The organism is Streptomyces sp. NPDC051578 (genome assembly GCF_044454045.1).
Lineage (GTDB): Bacteria > Actinomycetota > Actinomycetes > Streptomycetales > Streptomycetaceae > Streptomyces.
The window spans coordinates 62,774-84,284 of the sequence record NZ_JBITDH010000001.1; the positions used below are offsets into that span (position 1 = coordinate 62,774).

The 21,511-nt window shown below is 74.7% G+C and carries 18 protein-coding genes; 8 read left to right on the forward strand and 10 right to left on the reverse strand.

The genetic code is table 11. From position 1 onward, the window contains the following. Positions 1-5 precede the first annotated feature (5 nt). Positions 6-1,400: a cobyrinate a,c-diamide synthase gene (locus ACIA6C_RS00320; RefSeq protein WP_399274402.1), complete on the forward strand. Its 1,395-nt coding sequence runs from the start codon at positions 6-8 to the stop codon at positions 1,398-1,400. 2 nt (positions 1,401-1,402) lie between these two features. Here ACIA6C_RS00320 and ACIA6C_RS00325 read toward each other — a convergent pair whose 3' ends face one another. Further along, positions 1,403-2,218: a ZIP family metal transporter gene (locus tag ACIA6C_RS00325; RefSeq protein ID WP_399271817.1), complete on the reverse strand. Its 816-nt coding sequence runs from the start codon at positions 2,216-2,218 to the stop codon at positions 1,403-1,405. A gap of 86 nt (positions 2,219-2,304) precedes the next feature. Here ACIA6C_RS00325 and cobC point away from each other — a divergent pair, with 86 nt between their 5' ends. Both cobC and ACIA6C_RS00335 read left to right on the forward strand, forming a co-directional pair. Continuing rightward, entirely contained in the window at positions 2,305-3,759 is a 1,455-nt protein-coding gene (gene cobC, locus ACIA6C_RS00330) for an Rv2231c family pyridoxal phosphate-dependent protein CobC (RefSeq protein WP_399271819.1), read from the forward strand. Positions 3,760-4,886: 1,127 nt separating this feature from the next. After that, complete coding sequence (locus tag ACIA6C_RS00335) at positions 4,887-6,104, forward strand: CapA family protein (RefSeq protein WP_399271820.1); 1,218 nt, start codon at positions 4,887-4,889, stop codon at positions 6,102-6,104. A gap of 27 nt (positions 6,105-6,131) precedes the next feature. Here the strand turns inward: ACIA6C_RS00335 and ACIA6C_RS00340 are convergent, their stop codons facing one another. Both ACIA6C_RS00340 and ACIA6C_RS00345 read right to left on the reverse strand, forming a co-directional pair. After that, positions 6,132-7,046, reverse strand: coding sequence for an SCO1860 family LAETG-anchored protein (locus ACIA6C_RS00340; protein ID WP_399271822.1), 915 nt, complete (start codon positions 7,044-7,046; stop codon positions 6,132-6,134). 210 nt (positions 7,047-7,256) lie between these two features. Continuing rightward, positions 7,257-8,393 carry an amidohydrolase family protein gene (locus ACIA6C_RS00345; RefSeq protein WP_399271824.1) on the reverse strand — a complete coding sequence of 379 codons (1,137 nt, stop codon included), beginning with the start codon at positions 8,391-8,393 and terminating at the stop codon, positions 7,257-7,259. A 64-nt stretch (positions 8,394-8,457) separates the two neighbouring features. Here ACIA6C_RS00345 and ACIA6C_RS00350 point away from each other — a divergent pair, with 64 nt between their 5' ends. Beyond that, positions 8,458-9,525, forward strand: coding sequence for a pyridoxal-phosphate-dependent aminotransferase family protein (locus ACIA6C_RS00350; protein WP_399274404.1), 1,068 nt, complete (start codon positions 8,458-8,460; stop codon positions 9,523-9,525). A 30-nt stretch (positions 9,526-9,555) separates the two neighbouring features. Here ACIA6C_RS00350 and ACIA6C_RS00355 read toward each other — a convergent pair whose 3' ends face one another. The 5 genes from ACIA6C_RS00355 to ACIA6C_RS00375 all read right to left on the reverse strand — a co-directional run bounded on the left by ACIA6C_RS00355 (position 9,556) and on the right by ACIA6C_RS00375 (position 14,410). Next, positions 9,556-10,605, reverse strand: coding sequence for an aminotransferase class V-fold PLP-dependent enzyme (locus tag ACIA6C_RS00355; protein ID WP_399271826.1), 1,050 nt, complete (start codon positions 10,603-10,605; stop codon positions 9,556-9,558). 59 nt (positions 10,606-10,664) lie between these two features. Further along, a complete protein-coding gene (locus ACIA6C_RS00360; protein WP_399271828.1) occupies positions 10,665-11,375 on the reverse strand; it encodes a DsbA family oxidoreductase in 711 nt (236 codons plus the stop codon). Between the two features lie 74 nt (positions 11,376-11,449). Beyond that, positions 11,450-11,941, reverse strand: coding sequence for a GNAT family N-acetyltransferase (locus ACIA6C_RS00365; RefSeq protein WP_399271830.1), 492 nt, complete (start codon positions 11,939-11,941; stop codon positions 11,450-11,452). Between the two features lie 62 nt (positions 11,942-12,003). Continuing rightward, positions 12,004-13,452, reverse strand: a complete 1,449-nt coding sequence (locus ACIA6C_RS00370) for a penicillin-binding protein 2 (RefSeq protein ID WP_366081393.1) — start codon at positions 13,450-13,452, stop codon at positions 12,004-12,006. A gap of 145 nt (positions 13,453-13,597) precedes the next feature. Then, a complete protein-coding gene (locus ACIA6C_RS00375) occupies positions 13,598-14,410 on the reverse strand; it encodes an IclR family transcriptional regulator (protein ID WP_399271832.1) in 813 nt (270 codons plus the stop codon). A 153-nt stretch (positions 14,411-14,563) separates the two neighbouring features. Here ACIA6C_RS00375 and ACIA6C_RS00380 point away from each other — a divergent pair, with 153 nt between their 5' ends. The 4 genes from ACIA6C_RS00380 to ACIA6C_RS00395 all read left to right on the forward strand — a co-directional run bounded on the left by ACIA6C_RS00380 (position 14,564) and on the right by ACIA6C_RS00395 (position 17,900). Next, positions 14,564-16,087 (forward strand): aldehyde dehydrogenase (NADP(+)), encoded by a 1,524-nt coding sequence (locus ACIA6C_RS00380; protein ID WP_399271834.1) that lies wholly within the window; start codon positions 14,564-14,566, stop codon positions 16,085-16,087. A gap of 51 nt (positions 16,088-16,138) precedes the next feature. Beyond that, the gene (locus ACIA6C_RS00385) at positions 16,139-16,357 is read left to right on the forward strand and encodes a hypothetical protein (RefSeq protein ID WP_399271836.1); all 219 of its coding nucleotides are present in this window, start codon (positions 16,139-16,141) and stop codon (positions 16,355-16,357) included. A gap of 52 nt (positions 16,358-16,409) precedes the next feature. Then, positions 16,410-17,621: a TerD family protein gene (locus ACIA6C_RS00390; RefSeq protein WP_399271838.1), complete on the forward strand. Its 1,212-nt coding sequence runs from the start codon at positions 16,410-16,412 to the stop codon at positions 17,619-17,621. A 102-nt stretch (positions 17,622-17,723) separates the two neighbouring features. Continuing rightward, the gene (locus ACIA6C_RS00395; protein ID WP_361137951.1) at positions 17,724-17,900 is read left to right on the forward strand and encodes a hypothetical protein; all 177 of its coding nucleotides are present in this window, start codon (positions 17,724-17,726) and stop codon (positions 17,898-17,900) included. A 77-nt stretch (positions 17,901-17,977) separates the two neighbouring features. Here ACIA6C_RS00395 and ACIA6C_RS00400 read toward each other — a convergent pair whose 3' ends face one another. Then, entirely contained in the window at positions 17,978-19,417 is a 1,440-nt protein-coding gene (locus ACIA6C_RS00400; RefSeq protein ID WP_361137950.1) for an alkaline phosphatase PhoX, read from the reverse strand. Between the two features lie 362 nt (positions 19,418-19,779). Further along, positions 19,780-21,249 (reverse strand): hypothetical protein, encoded by a 1,470-nt coding sequence (locus ACIA6C_RS00405; RefSeq protein WP_399271841.1) that lies wholly within the window; start codon positions 21,247-21,249, stop codon positions 19,780-19,782. Between the last annotated feature and the right edge of the window lie 262 nt (positions 21,250-21,511).

The following is a 21,511-nucleotide window of genomic DNA, read 5'->3' on the forward strand; positions in this document are numbered from 1 at the left end:
TCCGCATGCCGCGGCTGGTGATCGCCGCGCCGTCCTCCGGGAGCGGCAAGACCACCGTGGCGACGGGCCTGATGGCGGCCTTCGCGGAGCGCGGCCTCGCCGTGTCCCCGCACAAGGCCGGGCCCGACTACATCGACCCCGGCTACCACGCGCTGGCCACCGGCCGGCCGGGGCGCAACCTCGACGCCTTCATGTGCGGGACGGAACTGGTCGCACCGCTGTTCGCGCACGGGGCGGCCGGGTGCGACCTGGCGATCGTCGAAGGCGTGATGGGCCTGTACGACGGGGCCGCGGGGCGGGGTGAGCTGGCATCGACGGCGCAGGTCGCCAAGCTGCTGCGGGCGCCGGTGGTGCTGGTCGTGGACGCCTCGTCGCAGTCCCGGTCGGTGGCCGCGCTGGTGCACGGTTTCGCGTCCTTCGACCCCCGGGTGCGGCTGGGCGGAGTGATCCTCAACAAGGTCGGCTCCGACCGGCACGAGGCGATGCTGCGGGAGGCGCTGGAGGAGGCCGGGATGCCGGTCCTGGGAGTACTGCGGCGGGCCCCGCAGGTGGCGGCGCCGTCGCGGCACCTGGGCCTGGTCCCGGTCGCGGAGCGCCGCGCCGACGCCGTCTCCTCGGTCGCCGCCCTGGCGGCCCAGGTCCGCGCCGGCTGCGATCTGGACGCCCTGATGGCCCTCGCCCGCACGGCCCCCGTCCTGGACTGCGAAGCCTGGTCCCCGCAACGGGCCCTGGAGCAGCAGGATCCGGCCCCGCCGGCGTTCGAGGCGCGGGGTCCGGAGCAGAGCCCCGGCCGGCGGCCGGTGGTCGCGGTCGCCGGCGGCCCCGCCTTCACGTTCTCGTACGCCGAGCACGCCGAACTCCTCACCGCCGCCGGTGCGGACGTCGTCACCTTCGACCCGCTCCGGGAGGAAACGCTCCCGCCCGGCACCACCGGCCTGGTGATCGGCGGCGGGTTCCCCGAGGTCTACGCCCCCGAGCTCTCCGCCAACGCCCCCCTCCGCCGCGCCGTAGCCGGCTTCGCCGCGGCCGGGGGCCCCGTGGCGGCCGAGTGCGCCGGCCTGCTGTACCTGGCCCGGTCGCTCGACGGGAAGCCGATGTGCGGGGTGCTGGACGCCGACGCGCGGATGTCGGAGCGGCTGACGCTGGGCTACCGCGAGGCCGTCGCGGTGTCGGACAGCGCGCTCGCCGCAACGGGAACCCGGCTACGGGGCCACGAGTTCCACCGGACGGTGATCGAGCCGGGTGCCGGGGCGGCCCCCGCCTGGGGCTTCACGCATCCCGAACGCCGCGTCGAGGGCTTCGTGCGGGGCGGTGTGCACGCCAGCTACCTGCACACGCACTGGGCGGCGCAGCCTTCCGTCGCCCGGCGGTTCACACAGGCCGCAGCGGCCCGGCGGTGAGCTCAGTCCGCGAGGCCGACCACCAGCCAGATCCCGGCCACCCCGCCCACCGTGCACAGCAGCGTGGACAGGGCGGGGTGGCGGTGGTGCGCCTCGGGCAGGATCTCGGCGGCGGCCAGGTAGAGCAGGACGCCCGCGAAGAAACCGAGGTACGCCCCGAGCGGTTCCTCCGGAAGGGTGAACAGCAGCGTGGAGGCGGCGCCCGCGACCGGCGCGAGGGCGTCCGCGAAGAGCATCGTCAGCGCCCTGCGGCGGGCGTTGCCGTACAGGCTGGTGAGCGTGTACGTGTTGAAGCCGTCGGCGAAGTCGTGCGTGACGACGGCGAGGGCGACGGCCACTCCCATCCCGCCGCCGACCTGGAACGCGGCGCCCAGGGCCACTCCGTCGGCGAGGCTGTGGCCGACCATGGCGGCGGCCGCGGTGAGACCGACCTCGGGGGCCCGGTGCGCGTGCTCGTGCGGGGCGCCGTTGCCCGGGCCGCGGGGGGCGCCGTTGCCGGTTGCGTGCGGGGCCCCGTAGCCGGTTGCGTGCGGGGCCCCGTTCGCCGCCCCGTGCGCGGCCTGCCGCACGGCGAGCAGGCGTTCGGCCACGTGCGCGAGCAGGAATCCGGTGACGAAGAGGAGCAGGGCGAGCGGGACGCCGAACACCTCGTCCCCCGCCGCCCGCATCGCCTCGGGGAGCAGGTCCAGGCCCACGACGCCGAGCATCAGCCCGCCGGCCAGGCCCAGCACGAGGTGGCGCCGGTCGGTGACGCGCTGCGCCGTCCATCCGCCCGCCAGGGTCATCAGGAACGCGCCCAACGCCACGATCACGGCCATGTGCCCCTGCATACCGATTGTCGGCGCCTCGCGCACTTCCCCGCGCGGGCCGGGGACGCAGACGTAGGGACACCGGTGGGCCGACAATGACCCGACAGGACGACGGAGGGAGTGCCCCTGTGGGCGAGTACGCGACCCGGCTGGTGGTCGGGGTGGGCGGACGTGCGGGGGTCTCCGTGGCGGAGGTCTGTGCGCTGGTCGAGGAGACGCTGCGGGGCGCGGGGCTGGCCGCGGACGCGGTGACGGCCCTGGCCACGGTGGAGCCGAAGACGCAGGAGGCGGGCATCGCGGGGGCGGCGAAACGTTTCGGCGTGCCGTTGCTCGGCTACCCCGCGGAGAAGCTGGCCGGGATCCCGGTACCGCATCCCTCGGACGCGGCGCGCGACGCCGCCGGCACCGCCTCGGTGGCGGAGGCCGCGGCGCTCGCGGGGGGCGGGGAACTCCTCGTACCCAAGCGCCGGTCGGTGGCCGCGACCTGCGCCGTCGCCACCGCGCAGGGGCACGACCTGCGCCACCACGGTGACGCGGAGGTGCGGGACGCGGACGGGGAGCTGGTCGACCTGGCGGTCAACGTACGGGCGCACACGCCCCCGGAGTGGCTCAAGCAGCGGATCGCCGCCTCGCTCGGGGACCTCGCCGCGTACCCGGACGGCCGGGCGGCCCGCGCGGCGGTGGCGGAGCGGCACGGGCTGCCGGCCGGCCGGGTGCTGTTGACGGCGGGGGCGGCGGAGGCGTTCGTACTGATCGCACGGGCCCTGGGCGCCGTACGGCCGGTGGTGGTGCATCCGCAGTTCACCGAGCCGGAGGCGGCCCTGCGGGACGCCGGCCACCGGGTGGAGCGGGTGGTGCTGCGGGCGGCGGACGGGTTCCGGCTGGACCCGGCGGCGGTGCCGGAGGAAGCCGACCTGGTGGTCGTCGGCAACCCGACCAACCCGACCTCGGTGCTCCACCCGGCGGCCACCCTGGCGGCGCTGGCCCGGCCGGGCCGGATCCTGGTCGTGGACGAGGCGTTCATGGACGCGGTCCCGGGCGAACGGGAGGCGCTGGCCGGGCGGACGGACGTACCGGGGCTGGTGGTGCTGCGCAGCCTGACGAAGACGTGGGGGCTGGCGGGACTGCGGATCGGGTACGTACTGGCCGAGCCGGAGGTGATCGCGAAGCTGGCGGCGGCGCAGCCGCTGTGGCCGGTGTCCACTCCGGCCCTGGTGGCGGCGCAGGCGTGCATGACGCCGGAGGCGCTGGCGGAGGCGGAGGCGGTGGCCCGGCAGATCGCGGTCGACCGGGCGCATCTGCTGGCGGGTCTCGCGGAGTTCGAGGAGGTCTCGGTGTCGGGGGTGGCCGAGGGGCCGTTCGTCCTGATCCGTGTCCCGGGCGCCGAGCAGGTCCGCAGCCGTCTGCGCGCGCTGGGCTTCGCCGTCCGCCGGGGCGACACCTTCCCGGGCCTGGACGCCTCCTGGCTCCGCCTCGCGGTCCGCGACCGCCCCACGACGGGCCGCCTCCTCCAGGCCCTCGACCACGCCCTCGCCCTGACCGCGCGCTAGGCGTATCGACCCGCAGCGTTGTTCCCCCGGCTGGACAACTCGTCCTGCCGAGCGGCACCCCGCCCAGGGATAGGCCCCCGGGCCGCCTCCACCGGCGCGACCGGGCGCGACCGCCACCGGCGGCCATACCCCAGGCCGGGGCGGCACGTCGGCACCCCCGGTCGGGGCCGCTCGCCGGCCCCCGCCGGTCGGGGCCGCTCGCCGGCCCCCGCCGGTGGCGGCCCCCCGGCGCCCCGCGGGTGACGCGGCCCGGCCCTTCCGCCGACGCGACCGGGCGGCAACACCACCACCGGCCGCACCCCTAGGCCCGGGGCAGGGCAGGTTGGCGCGCCCCGTCGGGCCGCTCGCCGCGCCCGACGGGAGGTGGAGCCTTCGCACGCCCGTGCTCGCCGGCCCCCGCCGGTGGCGGCCCCCCGGCGCCCGCCGCCTGGCGCGGCCCGGCCTTTCCATCCGCGCGATCGGGCGGCAACACCACCACCGGCCGCACCCCCAGGCCGGAGCGGGGTGTGTCGGCGCGCCCGGTCGGGACCGCTCACCGCGCCCGGCGAGTGGCGGCCACCCCGGCGCCCCGCCCCTGGCGCCGCCCGGCCTTGCCCGCCGGCGCGACCGGCCGACGACCACCGACGCCTGTGCCCTCGGGCCCGAGCGAGGTGTGCCGGCGCGCGCGGTCCGGGAGCGCTCACCGCGCCCGACGGGAGGCGGAGCCTTCGCACGCCCGTGCTCGCCGGCCCCCGCCGGTGGCGGCCCCCGGTGCCCCGCGGGTGACGCGGCCCGGCCCTTCCGCCGACGCGACCGGGCGGCAACACCACCACCGGCCGCACCCCTAGGCCGGGGCGGCACGTCGGCACCCCCGGTGGGGGCCCGCTCGCCGTGCCCCGCGGGGGGTAGGCCCCCGGGGTGGTCGGTCGCGGCTACCCAGGCGCGCCGCGGCGCGGCCTTGCCGGGCGCCGGGGCCTCCGGCCGCGCCTGCGGGGAGCCGGGGCCGTTCGGGTCGCTCGGACGGGCGGCGTGCAGCCGGCCCGACGTCCGTGCCGGCGCCCCGGCCCTCCACCCCGGCGTCGCCTGGCGGGTCGGGGCCGGGTGGGGGAAGATCGCGGGGGAGGAGTCGTGATCACGGGGGTGCGAGGGTGAAGGCGTTCGGGAAGACAGGCGCGGCGCTGGGCGGGCTGGTGCTGGTGGGCGGGGCCGTGTGGGCCGTGCCCGTGGTGATGGGCAAGGCCGGCGGGGGCGCTGCCGACCAGCGGCTCGGGGCCGACGCCCGGCGGGACGCCCCGGCCGTCGTCGCGGGGAAGCCGTTCACCCTGGTGGCGACCGGGGACGTGATCCCGTACCCCTCGATCATCCAGCGCGCGGCGGACGACGCCCACGGCACCGGCCAGAGCCACGACTTCCGCAAGATACTGGCCGGCGTCAAGCCCATCGTGTCCGCCGCCGACCTGGCGATATGCCACCACGAGATACCGTACGGGCCGCCCGGCGGCCCCTACACCGGCTACCCCGCCTTCAAGGCACCGCACCAGCTGGCCGACGCCCTCAAGGACGCCGGGTACGACAGCTGCTCCACCGCCTCGAACCACACCCTGGACGCCGGCTACGACGGCCTGGCCCGCACCCTCGACAACCTCGACCGCGTCGGCGTCAAACACGTCGGCTCGGCCCGCGCGGCCGACGAGGCCCGGGCTCCCGCCGTCCTCACGGCGGGCGGCGCGAAGGTCGCCCAGCTGGACTACACGTACGGGACGAACGGGATACCGCTCCCGGCCGGCAAGCCGTGGTCCGTCAACTTGATCGACCAGAACCGGATCATCGCCGACGCCCGCGCCGCCCGCGCGGCGGGCGCGAACGTCGTCGTCCTCAGCGTCCACTGGGGCACCGAGTGGCAGACCGCGCCCGACCGGCAGCAGAGCGACCTGGCCCAGGCGCTGACCGCCTCCCGCGCCCCCGACGGGCTCCCCGACATCGATCTGATCATCGGGACGCACAACCACGTGCCGCAGCCCTACGAGAAGATCAACGGCACGTGGGTGGTCTACGGCATGGGCGACCAGATCGCCAGCTTCTACGAGCCCGCCCAGCTGCGCGGCAACATGTCCTCGGTGCCCCGCTTCACCTTCGCCCCGGCCGCCGCGCGCCCGGGCCGCTGGGAGGTGGTGAAGGCCGAGTACCTCACGCAGTACTCGGACACGGGGCCTCCGTTCCGCGTCGTGTGCGCCTCCTGCGCCGCCGCCGACGGCTCGCTCCCCGCCGCCAAGCGCAGCGAGTACGCCCGCGTCGACCAGCAGGTCACCGCCGCCGTGACGTCGCGCGGCGCGGGCGCCCAGGGGCTGGAGCACGCCACCCGCTGACGGTCCCCCGCCCGGCGGGCCCGGGTGCTACGAGGACTTGCCGCGCCGGGTGAGGACCAGCGCGCCCGCACCGACGCCGAGCAGCAGCAGCGCCCCGCCCGCCACGTAGGGGGTCGCCGAACTGCCGCCCGTTTCCGCCAGGTTCGCCTTCACGGGCGTCGTGGCGCCGGGCCCCGTCTGGACCTTGACGTCGGCGTGAGCGCTCGGCGCCGGTACCGCCGCGGCCGCCGGGGCTTCGCAGTGCGCCTCCGCCAGGACGACCTCGCCGTCGACCCGCGCCACGTTCAGGTTCAGCGGGTTCACCGACACCTTGAGGCGGAGCGCGGCCGAGGCGGCCGTGGTGGAGGTGGTCTGCGTACCGGACAGTTCCATGTCCACCAGGCCGACCCCGGGGACCTCCACCTTGGTGGGGCCGCCCGCCGACAGGGTGACCTTCTTGCCGAGGACGGTGACGGAGCCGAGCACGTTCGAGGTGGCCACGGGCTTTCGGCCGGCCTCGCACACCGCCTTGGAGGTGACCTTTTCGACCTGGATCAGGGAGAGCAGCGGCAGCCCGGGCACGTGCACCTGGGCATCGGCCAGGTGGGACTCCGCCTGGGCGCTCCGGTCGTCCGCGGTCGCCTTGGCGGTGGCCACGTCCGCCCGCAGGACGCTGACCGGCTTGCCCTGCTCGGCCCCGTCGAGGGTCACCGTGAGGGCGGTCCTGTCGGCCGTCGCGGGGGCGCTGACCTCGTTGAGGGTGGTCCGGAGCGGCACGTGCACGGCGTTGCCCAGCAGGCCGACGTCGAGTCCGGCGCGCAGGACGACGGCGCCGGCCTTGCCCTGGCCCGCCGAGCCGGTCCCGGAGCCGTCGGTGGCGGCGGCGGGCGGCGCGGTGAGCAGGGCTACCGCCCCCGTGGCGAGCAGGGCGGCCGCGGGCATGCGGAAGGTGTTGCTGTTCAAGATGGTGGAACCCCCGGGGAGTTGGGTGCCGTCGCGCGGCCAATGGGGGACATCGCGCACGCCGACGGCTTCGACTTCCGGATTCTTTAAGCACTGTGGGTGAACGGGGGTACACTTGACGCGACTTCACCCCAAAGGGTGGTTTCCGAGCAAGGGTGCGAATCATCCGCCCCGGCAGGAACGGGAGTTCCCACCGGACACGGCCGCGCCTCAGGCCCGGATGCCCCCGTCGACCACCACCCGCAGCGGCTGCGCCAGCGCCCGTACGTCGGCCCGCGGGTCCGAGCCGTAGACCACGAGGTCGGCCGGCGCGCCCTCGGTCAGGCCCGGCCTGTCGAGCCATTCGCGGGCCGCCCAAGCGGTGGCCGAGAGGGCGTCCGACGCCGGGATCCCGGCCTTCACCAGCTCCGCGACCTCGGCGGCGACCAGGCCGTGCGGCAGGGAGCCGCCCGCGTCGGTGCCGACGTAGACCGGGACCCCGGCGTCGTAGGCGGCGCGTACGGTGTCGTACCGGCGCTCGTGCAGCCGCCGCATGTGCGCCGACCAGACCGGGAACTTCGCCTCGCCGCCCGCCGCGAGCTTGGGGAACGTCGCGATGTTCACCAGGGTCGGGACGATGGCCACCCCGCGCTCCGCGAAGAGCGGGATGGTCTCCTCGGTGAGTCCGGTGGCGTGCTCGATGCAGTCGATGCCCGCCTCGACCAGGTCGCGCAGCGAGTCCTCGGCGAAGCAGTGCGCGGTGACGCGGGCGCCCAGGCGGTGGGCCTCGGCGATGGCAGCCTCGACCTCCGCGCGCGGCCAGCAGGCGGTCAGGTCCCCCGCGTCGCGGTCGATCCAGTCGCCGACCAGCTTGACCCAGCCGTCGCCGCGCCGCGCCTCGCGCCCGACGTACTCGACGAGGTCGGCCGGTTCGATCTCGTGCGCGTAGTTGCGGATGTAGCGGCGGGTCCGGGCGATGTGCCGGCCGGCCCGGATGATCTTCGGCAGGTCTTCGCGGTCGTCGATCCAGCGGGTGTCCGAGGGCGATCCCGCGTCGCGGATCAGGAGGGTGCCGGCGTCGCGGTCGGTGAGCGCCTGGCGTTCGGCGGTCTCGGCGTCGACGGGGCCGTGGGCGTCGAGACCCACGTGGCAGTGCGCGTCGACCAGGCCCGGCAGGGTCCAGCCGGTGACCGTGGTGATCTCGCGGGCGCCGCGCGGGCGCTCATAGGAGATCCGGCCGCCGATCACCCACAGTTCGTCGCGCACGTCGTCGGGTCCGACCAGCACCCGCCCCTTGACGTGCAGCACTTCGCCCCGGGACCCGGCGCCGGCCCGGCCCGCTCCGCCCACCTCACGCGCATCGCTCATGGCGGCACCTTACGTCCGTGCTGGGTAGGCTCGGCCGGTGACCCCGGACGAAGAGAGCACCGCCGTGACCCGCCCCCTGTTGGACCTCCCGCCGCTGACCGCCGCCCGTTTCGCGTCGATCGAGCGCGGGGTGGCCGAGCTGCTCGGCACCGACCAGGACGTGGTCGTCACGCAGGGCGAGGCGCTGCTGCCGCTGGAGGCGTGCATCCGCTCGGGGGCCCGTCCCGGCTCGACCGCGCTGAACATCGTGACGGGCCCGTACGGGACCACGTTCGGCAACTGGCTGCGCGACTGCGGGGCGACGGTGGTGGACTTGGCGGTGCCGTTCCACACCGCCGTCACCGGGGAGCAGGTCGCCGAGGCGCTGGCGGCGCACCCCGGCACCGACTTCGTCTCGCTCGTGCACGCCGAGGCCGCGACGGGCAACACCAACCCGGTCGCCGAGATCGGCGAGGCCGTTCGGGCCCACGGTGCGCTGTTCATGCTGGACGCGGTGGCCTCGGTGGGGGCGGAGCCGCTGCTCCCGGACGCGTGGGGCGTGGACCTGTGCGTGATCGGCGCGCAGAAGGCGATGGGCGGCCCGGCGGGGGTCTCGGCGGTGTCGGTCTCGGAGCGCGCCTGGGCCCGTTTCGCGGAGAACCCGGCCGCGCCCCGGCGCTCGTACCTGTCGCTGCTGGACTGGAAGGAGCGCTGGATCGACGCCGGCCGTACGACGCTGCTGCACGCTCCCGCGCAGCTGGAGATGCTGGCGCTGGAGGCCTGCCTGCACCGGATCGCCGCCGAGGGGCTGCCCGCGGTGACGGGCCGGCACGCCGCGGCGGCCGCCGCGACCCGTGCGGGCGCGACGGCGCTGGGCGTGGCCCCGTACGTCCCGGTGGCGGTGGAGGCGGCGCCGGTGGCGACGACCCTGCGGGTGGCGGACGCCTCCGCCGTGGTGGCGAAGGCGCTGGCGGCGGACCCGGCGGCCCCGCTCGCGGCGGGCGGCGGGGCGCTGGCCCGGGAGATGGTCCGGGTCAACCACTACGGTCCGGCGGCCTCGGCGGACGCGGTGCGGGCGGCTTTGACCGCGCTGGCCTCGGCCCTGTCGCTGGACCCCGCCCCGGCGCTCGCCGCGGCGGACGCGGCCTGGTAGGCCGCCCGGTACGCGGCCGCGGCGGGCGGGTCAGCCGCCGAGGACGTCCAGCAGCCGGTCGACGTCGGCTTCGGTGTTGTAGAGGTGGAACGAGGCCCGCAGGCCGCCCGCGCGGGCCGATGTGATGATGCCCGCGGCCTGGAGTGCGGGCTGGCGGTGGGCCAGGCCCGGGACGGTGACGATCGGGGTTTGGCCCGCGACCGGTTCGTGGCCCAGGCGCGCGAGACCGGCCCGGTAGCGGTCGGCCAGGGCGGTGTCGTGCGCGTGGACGGCGGAGACGCCGATCCGCTCCAGCAGCGCCAGTGAGGGCTCGGCGGCGTGGTAGCCGAGGAAGGCGGGGGACTCGTCGAAGCGCCGCGCCCCTTCGGCCAGTCGGGGCATCGGCCCGTAGGTGGCGTCCCAGACGGACTCCGCCGCCACCCAGCCGGCGTGCAGCGGGGTGAGGGTGTCCTCGGCCTCCTCCGACACGGTGAGGTACGAGGCCCCGCGCGCGCCGAGCAGCCACTTGTAGCCGGCGGTGACGGTGTAGTCGTAGGGCGCGGCGTCGAAGGGCACGCAGCCCGCCGCCTGTGTCGCGTCGACGAGCATCCGCGCGCCGTGTGCGGCCGTCGCGGCCCGTACCGCCGCGAGGTCGGCGCTGCGGCCGTCGGCGGACTGCACGGCGGACAGGGAGACGAGCGCGGTGCCCGGGCCGACGGCTTCGGCGAGCGACTCCAGCGGGGCGAGGCGCACCTTGAGGTCGTCGCGCACCACGAAGGGGTTCATCACCGAGGCGAAGTCGCCTTCGGGGCACAGGACTTCGGCTCCGGCGGGGAGTGCGGCCGCGACGAGGCCGACGTGGGTGGCCACGGAGGAACCGAGGGCCACCCGCTCGACGGGCACGCCGACGAGCCGGGCGAACGCGGCCCGCACCCGGCCCACCCGGTCGAAGTCCCCGAATCCGGCCGGGTCCCCGGCCCCGGCCGCCTCGGCCAGGGCCCGGACCTCGGCTACGGCGGAACGCGGGAGCACCCCGCAGCTGGCCGTGTTGAGGTAGGTGTTGGAGCGTGCGAACTCGGCGCTGAGGGCGGAGAGGTCCATGCCCTCAACTCTGCGCCGAGATCGAGTCCGCGTCCATGCCCGTGAGGCGTGGACGACGCTCACGCACCCGGGACGGCGCACTCCCCCTCGGGCTCGCAGGCCTCGCCGCCCCCGGCCTCGGGCCGGGTGACCTCGCGGCCGGCCCACGCCTGCTCCAGCGCCCGGGTGAACACCTCGGCGGGCTGGCCGCCGGAGATGCCGTAGCGGCGGTCCAGGACGAAGAACGGTACGGCGTTCGCGCCCAATTCGGCCGCCTCGCGCTCGTCGGCGCGCACCTCCTCGGCGTAGGCCCGGTCGTCCGCGAGGACCGTACGGGCCTGCGCCTCCTCCAGCCCTGCCTCGACGGCGAGCGCCACCAGCACCTCGGGGTCGAAGACGCTGCGCTCCTCGGCGAAGTTGGCGCGGTAGACCAGGTCGAGCAGTTCCTCCTGGCGGCCCCGGGCGGCGGCCAGGTGCAGCATGCGGTGGATGTCGAAGGTGTTGCCGTTGTCGCGGCCCTCCACCCGGTATTCCAGTCCCTCGCCGCGCGCGCTGGCTGCGACGTGCTCCTCCATGCCGCGGGCTTCGTCGAGGGTGCGGCCGTACTTCTTGGCGAGCATCTCCACGACGGGCGCGGTCACGCCCCTGGGGCCGTTCGGGTCGAGCTCGAAGGACCGGAAGACGACCTCCACCTCGTCGCGGTGTGCGAACCCGGCCAGCCCCTTGGTGAAGCGGGCCTTCCCGACGTAACACCACGGGCAGGCGATATCGGCCCAAATCTCTACGCGCATGATCCTTCTTCTCTCGGAGGCCGTCCGGTCGGCGGGGCCGGACGGTTTCCCCTTCAACCACCTGCCGGAACGTCTCATTCCCCGGGCGCGGCCTCCACGGTCAGCCACAGCGTCACGTGGGTACCGGACTGGGGCAGCCCGGGGTCCGGACGCCAGCCGTGGGCGGCGTAGAAGGACTGCGCGCGCAGGTTGTGCTCGTAGACCTCCAGGCGGGCCCGGCGTATGCCCGCCCGGCGCCAGGCGTCCAGGCAGGCGGCGTGCAGCGCCGCGCCGGTGCCGCGGCGCCAGTGGTCCGGGTCCACGTGCAGCTGGGTGAGGACGCTCTCCCCCTCCTCCGTGCGGAACGCCGCGACCCCGGTGAGCACACCGTCCTCCTCCGCGCAGAACATCCCGCCCTCGGAGGCGGTCCGGGCGACGGCGCGGGACCAGCCCTCGCGGGTGCGCGCGAGCTCGGCCTCACCGCCGTACTCCACCTCGGGGATGTGGCCCTGGTAGTAGGTGGCCCGTGCACGGGTGTGCAGGGCGGCAATGGCGTCGAGATCGTCGACGCGCGCGGTCCTGATCATGGAAATGGAAACGCGCCGGGAACCCCGGCGGTTCCCGGCGCGGCTCCCCGCACGGCAGGCGGCTACGTCTTGAGCCACGCCGCCATCATCTTCTGGGCGATGGGCGCGGCCAGCTTGCCGCCGCCGATCTCGGAGCGGTCGGTGTCCGAGTTCTCGATCACGACGGCGACCGCGATCTGCTTGCCGTCGAGCTTCCCGTACGAGGTGAACCACGCGAGCGGCGGGAGGCTGTTGTTCACACCGCGCTGCGCGGTACCCGTCTTGCCGCCGACCTCGGCGCCCGGCACCTGCGCGGGCTTGCCGCCGCCCTGTGTGGCGACGGTGCGCATGGCGTCCTGGAGCATCGACGCGGTCTTGGCGCTCATGACCTGGTCCGACTTGGGGTCCTTGAAGCTCTCCAGCACGTTGCCGCCGGAGTCGGTGACCTCCGAGACCATGTGCGGGGCGACGAGCTTGCCGCCGTTCTCGATCGCCGACGTCACCATCGCCATCTGGAGCGGCGTGGCCTGGACGTCGAACTGGCCGATACCGGTCTGCGCGACCTGGTCGATCGACATCTTCTGCGAGGGGTACTTGCTGGCGGGCCGGGCGGTGACGGGGGTGGCGGTCTCCGAGTTGAAGCCCAGCTTCTCCGCCATCGCCCGCATCTTGTCCTGGCCGAGCTTGGAGGCCAGTTCGGCGAAGACGTTGTTGCAGGACAGCCGGAGCGCGGTGCGCACGGACACGTTGTTGCAGCCGTCGTTGCCGGCCTCGCTGGGCAGGGCGGTGCGGGTGCCCGGGATCGTGTAGGCGCCGGGGATGCCGGTGGGCGCGTCGATGTCGGAGACCAGGCCGTTCTCGATGGCCGCCGCCATGGTCACCAGCTTGAAGGTGGAGCCGGGGGCCTGCGGCTTGCGCAGCGCCACGTTCTCCATGGCCTTGCCCTGGTCGGCGGAGAGCTCCTTCCAGGCCTGCTCGTCGGCGGCGCCGGTGATCCGGCCCGGGTCGAAGGACGGGTTGTTCACCATCGCGAGGATCCGGCCGGTCGCCGGGTCGATGGCCACGGCGGAGCCCTGCTTGCCCTGCAGGGCGTCGTAGGCCGCCTTCTGGACGCCCTTGTCGATGGTGGTCAGCACGTTGCCCGGGGCGGCCCGCTTGTTGGTGAGGATGTCCATCGGCGTCTTGAGCCGGCTGTCGGAGCCGTTGAGGATGTTCTTGTAGACGCCCTCCAGCATGCTCACCCCGTAGGCCTGGGAGCTGTAGCCGGTGATCGGCGCGTACAGCGGGCCGTCGACGTAGGTGCGCTTGTACTGGAAGTCCTTGCCGCCCGTCTTCACCGAGCCGGTGATCGCCTCGCCGCCCACGATGATGTTCCCCAGCGGGTTCTCGTACTGCCCGATGAGGTTGCGCCGGTTGTGCTTGTCGTCTGCGAGCGCCTGGCCTTGGTACGCCTGCACCCAGGTGACCCGTACCAAGAGGGCCGCCACCAGAAGCAGACAGAAGACCGACGCGCGCCTGATCGTCTTGTTCATCCCCCGGAAAGACGTACGAGCGGCCCCGGACGTTCCGCTCTGCCCCGATTGTGGCCGGGTTCTCAGCCTTTCCTCATGATCGCCGGCCGCGGGGGCCCTCGCACCCGGCGGACCAGCCTCGGGCAGGCCTCACATCCGGCCCGTCTCACATCCGGCGCGTCACCACCGACAGCCGGTCGCGGGCCTCGAACAGGGCCGCCTTGATGGTCTGCTCGTGCTGCGGCGTCAGCCGGGCGACCGGCACCGAGCAGCTGACCGCGTCGCGCGCCGGCGTCCGGTAGGGCACCGCCACTCCGAAGCAGCGCAGTCCGAGGGTGTTCTCCTCCCGGTCGACCGCGTACCCCTGCTCCCGCACCAGCGCCAGCTCGTCCACGAGCCGCTCGCGGTCGGTGACGGTGTGCTCGGTGACCGCCTCCAGCCGCCGCGGCAGCAGTGCGCGCACCTCGTCGTCGGTGTGCGTGGCCAGCAGCGCCTTGCCGAGCGCCGTGGAGTGCACGGGGAGCCGGCGCCCGACCCGGGTGAACGGCCGCAGGTAGTGCTGGGACTGCCGGGTCGCGAGGTAGACCACGCTCGTCCCGTCCATCCGGGCCAGGTGGATCGTCTCCGTCGTGTCGTCGGAGAGCCGGTCCAGGGTGGGCCGGGCCGCCGCGACGACCTCGTCGCCGTCGATGTAGGAGCTGCCGACGAGCAGGGCGCGAACGCCGATCCCGTACCGGGTGCCCGTGGCGTCGGTCTCGACCCAGCCGAGGTTCACGAGCGTGCGCAGCAGCATGTACAGACTGGACTTGGGGAGCGAGAGGTCGTGCTGGATGTCGGCGAGGCTGTGCAGCCCGGGCCTCGCCGCGAAGTGCTCCAGCAGCATGACCGTGCGCACGGCCGACTTGACGGCCGCCGGAGCTCCCGGACCGCCCGCTTCCGCAACTCCGTCCCCCCGCGCCCCCGGCTCACCTGTGGTCATCGGCGTTCGTGCCCCTCTTGTCTCGTTTCCCTTGTCACCGGGAAGACGCGGAAATAGAGTCCACGCTGGATGTGATCATTCATCCATCGGAACGGCGTTCAGAATACTGAACGACACCGCTCGGGTCGGCGTAGATCCAGGAGGCAGTGCGCCATGGCAGCAACACCAGTCTGGAGTGTGGACCCCCGCACCGGGAAGCAGCTCGGCCGGGTTGCGGTGGAGGCCACACCCCGGGACGTGGACGAGGCCGTGCGCGCGGCGCACGCCGCCCGGGGGGCACTGGCCGACCGCGCCGCCCGCACCGCGTTCCTGCGCGCGGCCGCCGACCTGCTGGACGGGGCCGCGGACGAGGTCGTCGAAGCCGCCGACGCCGAGACCGCGCTCGGGCCCGGCCGCCTCACCGGGGAGCTGGCCCGCACCACCGGCCAGCTGCGGGCCTTCGCCGACGCCGTCGACGAGGGCTCCTACCTGGACATCCGCATCGACCGCGCCGACCCGTCGCTGAGCCCGCCGCGCCCCGAACTGCGCCGCTACAAGGTGCCGCTGGGCGTGAGCGCCGTCTACGCCGCCTCCAACTTCCCGCTCGCCTTCTCCGTGCCCGGCGGGGACACCGCGAGCGCCCTGGCCGCCGGCTGCCCCGTGGTGGTCAAGGCGCACCCCGACCACCCTGCGACCTCCGAGCTGTGCGTCTCGCTGCTGCGCCGGGCGGCGGTGGGGGCCGGGCTGCCGGCCGAAGTCGTCTCCGTCGTCCACGGGTTCGGGGCCGGGCTGGAGCTGATCCGCCACCCCCTCGTCACGGCGGCCGGGTTCACCGGTTCCATCCGGGGCGGGCGGGCCCTGTTCGACGCGGCCGCCGCCCGGCCCGTGCCCATCCCCTTCCACGGCGAACTGGGCTCCCTGAACCCCGTCGTGGTCACCCCGGCGGCGGCCGCCGAGCGGGCCGAGGAGATCGGTACGGGGCTCGCGGGCTCGCTCACGCTCGGCGTCGGCCAGTTCTGCGTCAAGCCGGGACTGGTGCTGGTTCCCGAGGGCCCCGACGGGGACCGCCTCACCGCGGCGCTCGGCAAGGCGCTCGGCGAGACCGGGCCCGGGGTGCTGCTGGACCACCGGATGCGGGACGCCTTCGTCGCCGGGGTCCGGGAGCGGTCGGCCCTGCCCGGGGTCGAGACGCCCGTCGCACCGGGCCCGGACGGCGAACACCGCGTCGTGGCCGGGTACCTGAGCGTGCCGGCCCGGACCCTCCTCGACGGCGGGCCGTCCTACGGGGTGCTCCTGGAGGAGTGCTTCGGCCCGGTGGGCGTCGTCGTCCGGTACGCCGGGCCCGAGGCGGCCGAGGTGCTGGCCCGTCTCGGCGGGAACCTGAGCGCCACCCTCCAGCTCTCGTCGGCCGAGACCGCGGGCGCGCCCGGGCCGGCCGTCGAACTGGTCGAGAAGGTCACCGCGTTGGCCGGCCGGATCGTGGTCAACGGCTGGCCGACCGGGGTCGCGGTGGCGCCGGCCCAGCACCACGGCGGCCCGTACCCGGCGGCGACCTCGCACTCCACCTCGGTCGGCGCCACCGCCATCGAGCGCTGGCTGCGGCCGGTGGCCTACCAGTCGGTGCCGGACGCGCTGCTTCCGGCGGAGCTGCGCGAGGGCAACCCGCTGGGGCTCCCGCGCCGGGTCACGGGGGCCTGACGGCGGGAAATGCGTTGCCGCCCCCGCCTCGGGCGCGGCACGCTGCCGTCCATGCCGAAGCCGCACGGGTTCACGTACGAAAGACAGGGCGAGCGCGTCGTCATCACGCACCGGGGCCGGGCCGCGGGCACCCTGCGGGGAGCCCGGGCCGAGAAGTTCCTCGGCGAGGTGGAATCGGGCGGCGCCCAGCTGGTCATGGCCCGCTGGACCGGCTCCTACAAGTTCGGCAACGAGCGCGCGGCCCGCGCCCACCCGCGCAACCGGCGCTGAGAATCCTGCGAGGGTAAGGGAACGGCAAAGCGGTGCCGGTCGTTCTCCGGGCATGACCGCTATGACCCCTGGTTCCAACCTGCCGCTCAACACCGTCCGCGTGACGGTCGAGGTGGCCGCCCCGGTGCGTCTCGACGTCTCGGGACTCCTCCTCACGGCGGACGGCAAGGTGCGCTCCGACGCCGACTTCGTCTTCTACAACCAGCCCTCCGGCCCGGGCGTGGACTACCGGTCCGGCGGCGGGTCGGCGCCCGACTCGATCACCGTCGACACCGCCGCCCTCCCGCCGGGCATCGAGCGGATCGTGGTCACGGCCAGCCCGGACGCCGCCGGGCAGACCTTCCAGGGCATCGAACCCACCGCCACCGTGCGGGACGCGGCGAGCGGCGCCGTGATCGCCACCTTCACACCTCCGCAGCTCGGCACGGAGACCGCCCTCGTGGTGGTGGAGGTCTACCAGCGCGGCGGCGTGTGGAAGGTGCGCGCCGTGGGCCAGGGGTACGCCGACGGCCTCGCCGGGATCGCCACGGACTTCGGGGTCTCGGTCGACGAGGAGCCCGCGGGGGCCGCACCCGCCGCGACCGCCCCGCCCGCCGCCGCGGTCCCCGCCGCCCCGCCGATGCCCGCGGCGGCGCCCGCCGCGCCCCCGGTGCCGCCGGCGCCCGCACCCGCACCCGCCGGCACCGGGAAGATCAACCTCGACAAGGGGCGGGTCAACCTCCGGAAGAACCAGACCGTCTCCCTCGTCAAGGGCGGCCACCCGCTGCTCTCCCAGGTCAAGATGGGCCTCGGCTGGGAGCCGGCGTTCGGCGGCCGGGCCATCGACCTCGACGCGTCCGTCATCGCCTACGGCCCGCAGCGCAACCACATCGACAGCTGCTACTTCGGCAAGCTGTCGATCCTCGGCGGCGCCGTCAAGCACTCGGGTGACAATCTGACCGGCGAGGGCGCCGGGGACGACGAGGTCATCGTCGTGGACCTCGGCCGACTGCCCGCCGAGGCCACCGGCCTGGTCTTCACGGTCAATTCCTTCTCCGGCCAGAAGTTCACCGAGGTGGCGAAGGCCTACTGCCGCCTGATCGACGCGGCGACCGACGAGGAGCTGGTCCGCTTCGACCTCACCGGCGCGGAGCCGCAGACGGGCGTCATGATGGCGAAGCTGATCAGACAGTTCAGCGGCGAGTGGGAGATGACGGCCATGGGCGACTTTGTGAAGTCGCGCACAGTGCGGGGCATGGTCAAGCCGGCCTCTGAGGCACTCTGAGCAGGTGGGCGGCCACTTTGCGCAACCGGCTGCCGCGCCGGGTGAGCGATGCCACCCCTAATTCGGAGGTGACTGTCAGTGGCCGCCCGTAGCCTTGTACTCATGCAGAAGACACTTGAGCCCGCGGGTCCGGCCCGCCCGTCCGCCGCAGAGGCGAACGCGGCGATCCGGCACCTCGTCGAGACCCGGGTGGACGACGAGTGGCCCTCCGAGGCATACGAATTCCTGCTTGAGGAGTGGGCCGCGGCCTCCCGCGCGGAGGCCTCCCCGGCCCAGTAGGGCCGGTGGCCGGCCGGGCCTCAGCGGCCCGGCCGCCCCGTCCGCCGGCGTCGCCGGCCGACCTCCGGGGCGCGTCCTCAGTGGGCGCGCCGCCAGGGCCCGGTGATGGCCAGCATGATCCCCGGTTCCTGGATGTTGGCGTACAGGGTGCGCCCGTCCGGTGAGAAGCAGACGCCGGTGAACTCCGAGTATTCGGGGCTCTCGGCCGTCCCCATGTTCATCTCGTTGCGGGCGAGCGGGTAGGTGCGCCCCGACTCCGTCGCACCGAGCAGGTGCTGGACGCCCTCGCCGTCCTCCGCGATGACCAGACCGCCGTACGGGGACACCGTGATGTTGTCGGGCCCGTCGAAGGCACCGTCCTTGGACGGGTCCGCGTTCACCCCGAGCAGGACCATCAGCCGGATCGTGCGCCGCTTCGGGTCGTAGAACCACACCTGCCCGTCGTGCGCGGCGCCCGGGCTCTCGGAGCGGGCGTAGGAGGAGACGAAGTAGGCGCCCCCGTCGGCCCACCACATGCCCTCCAGCTTGCGCGCCCGGGTCACGGCGTCCGCCCCGAACTGCTTGCGGACCGGCGTCGTGCGCGCGTCGCGGTCCGGGACCTCCACCCAGTCGACCCCGTAGACGGTGCCGGTCTGCGTCGCCCGCGAGAGGTCGTCCACGAACCGCCCGGTGCTGTCGAAGCACTTGGCCGCCGCGAGCACGCCCGCGTCGGGGGCGAGCGTACGGAGCTTGCCGCGCCCGTGGTGGAAGCCCTTCGGCGGGGTCCAGCGGTAGAGCAGCCCGTTGGGGCCGGAGGCGTCCTCGGTCAGGTAGGCGTGCCCCTGGCGGGGGTCGATGACGACCGCCTCGTGGGCGTACCGGCCGAACGCCTTGATCGGCTCGGGGTCGCGGTTGGCCCGGCGGTCGTGCGGGTCGACCTCGAAGACGTAGCCGTGGTCCTTGGTCATCCCGTTCTTGCCGGCCAGGTCCTCGGTCTCCTCGCAGGTCAGCCAGGTGTCCCAGGGGGTGGCGCCGCCCGCGCAGTTGGTGGACGTGCCGGCGATGCCGACCCACTCGGCGACCTCGCCGCCGCGGCGGACCTCGACGACCGTGCAGCCGCCGGAGGCCGCCGGGTCGTAGACCAGTCCCTCGGTGAGGGGGACCGGGTGGGCCCAGCCGGAGCGGGGGCCCTTCAACTCGTGGTTGTTGACGAGGAGGGTGACCCCGCGGTGCCCCTCGAAGGCGGCCGTGCCGTCGTGGTTGGAGGGGGTGCTCTCGCCGGAGTCGAGCTTCGTCACGCCGCTGTGGGTGATGACGCGGTAGGTGAACCCGGCCGGGAGGGCGAGGATTCCGGCCGGGTCGGAGACGAGCGGGCCGTAGCCGGGCTCGTGCGGGCGGCCGTGCTCGTCGCGCCGGGTGGTGTCGTCGGCCGCCAGCGCCCCGGGCGCGGTGGCGAGGGCGCCGACGGTCCCGGTGAGTGCGACTCCCGCGCCGGCGATGACGGTGCGGGCGGTGAAGTCTCTACGGCTGAGGGGCATCGTGGCTCCAGGGGGTGGGCGGTGCGCCGGTCGTACGGTCGTCGGCGCACACGCTCCCGCCCGCACGTGAACGGCGGCTGAATTACCCCCGAAAACCGACTGACCCTCGGCCCCGGCCCACCATGGCGAACTCCGGCCGTTGATCGGCGCGTTGTACGCCCTCGGCGGCGGTGAAGGGGGCAGGCCCGGCCCCGGACGCGGGAAGGGGCCCGATCGCGATCGGGGCCCTCGGCCGCGTGACCCGTCCGGGTCGGGGCCCGCGGCGCGTCAGCGGCGGGCCCCCAGGCCGCGGGTCCCCTCAGCAGCGGGCCCCCTCGGCCGCGGGTCCCCTCAGCAGCGGGCCCCCTCGGCCGCGCGGCGCGTCAACGGCGGCGGGAACGAGCCTTGAAGGCCGCCTTCCGCGCTTCCTTGGCCGCCTTCTTGTCGGGGTGCAGCCGCCCCATCGCCTCCAGGACCTCCGCCGTCGCCGGGTGCTCCACCCGCCACACCGCGTCGAAGAACCCGGCGTGGTGACCCGTCAGGCTCTGCATCAGCAGCGGCAGTTCCTCCGCCTCCCCGTCCGCGGCGAGCTGCGCCGCGATCGTGTCCACCGTCAGCCAGAACACCATCGCCCCGTCCGGCGCCGGTACGTCCTTCGCCCCGCGCTCGGCCAGCCACACCCGCGCCAGCCCGCCCAGACGCGGGTCGTCCAGCACCGCCCGGACCGCGGGTTCCGCCTCCGGTCCGGCCGGGGCGAGAGCCTGCTGGCAGCGCAGCCGGCGCAGCGGCGCCCCTTCGTCGTCGCCCCGGGCCGCGTCCAGCAGTTCGGCCACCGCCGACGGCAGCTCGCGGCCGGCCAGCCACTGTTCGATCTCCGCCTGCGCCGCGTGCTCCGGGTAGTGGGAGACGGCGGCCAGCAGCGCGTCCGCGCCCTTGTCGGCCAGTTCACCGATGGCGGGCGCCTCGACCCCGGCTTCGAGCATGCGGGCGCGGACGCCGTACAGACCGAGGGCGGTCAGCCGTACCATCCCGTACCGGGCGATGTCCTCCTCGTCGGCTCCGGCCGGGTCCGGGAGCAGTTCGTCGTCGTCCGCCTCCGCCATCAGCTCCTCGTCCACGGGCCGGAACTCGACCAGCCCGATGGGCTCCAGCTGCCGGAACTGGTCGTCCAGGCGCATCATCGCGTCGGAGACCTGTTCCAGTACGGCGTCGGTGGGCTCGCCCATGTCGTCCGGGACGACCATCGAAGCGGCCAGGACGGGAAGCGGCACCGGTCCCTCCCCCGCGCCGCCCTCGGTGACGGTGAGCAGGTAGAGGTTGGCGAGGACCCCGTCGAGGAAGTCCGCCTCGCGCGCCGGGTTCCAGTCGAGGCGGTCGAAGTCGATGGCCGCGCCGTCGTCCAGCGCGTCGACCAGGTCGTCCAGGTCGGGTACGGCCGCGTCCGCGAGGACGGTCTCCAGGGCGGCCAGCCACAGGTCCAGCACGTCGCCGGGGGCGCCCCCGGTGATCAGCGCGAGGTCCTCGCCGGGCCGGGCGGTCCCGTGCTCCGGCCGGTCCCCGCCTTCCTCGGGTTCGGTCACGTCGACCAGTCCGGTGTCCACGGCGACCCGCCAGGCCTGGCTCGCGTGCACCGGGCCGTCCGGGTCGGCCGCGTCGAGTCCGAGTGCGACCGCGGCCTGCGGCAGCTGCTCGGCGGCCAGTTCGCCGCCGACCTCGACTCGCGTGTCGGGCCCGGCCCAGCGGGCGAGGCGCACGGCCCGGGCGAACAGAGGTGCGACGAGGGCGTCGCGGGCCAGCTCCGCATCGGAGTGCAGCCGTACCGGCGGCAGCGTGGGGTGCGGCTCTGCGGACATGGGGCGGTTCTCCTCGTGGACGCGGTGGGGCCTTCGGGCCGGACGGCGACGCCCAGCGTAGACGCATATCGGGCACGGCCAGGGGGCCAACGCCTTTGGTTCATCCCACAGTCAGCTGCCGTCTTCCCTGGAGACCTTGACAACTTCACGCCTCACACAGGAAATTGACGCGCGTAGATGTAGCGAAGACCTGAGCACCACCCCTCCACACGATTCCGGGAACCCCCGAGCCCCCCGGTTCCCCCTCCTCCACACACCGGAG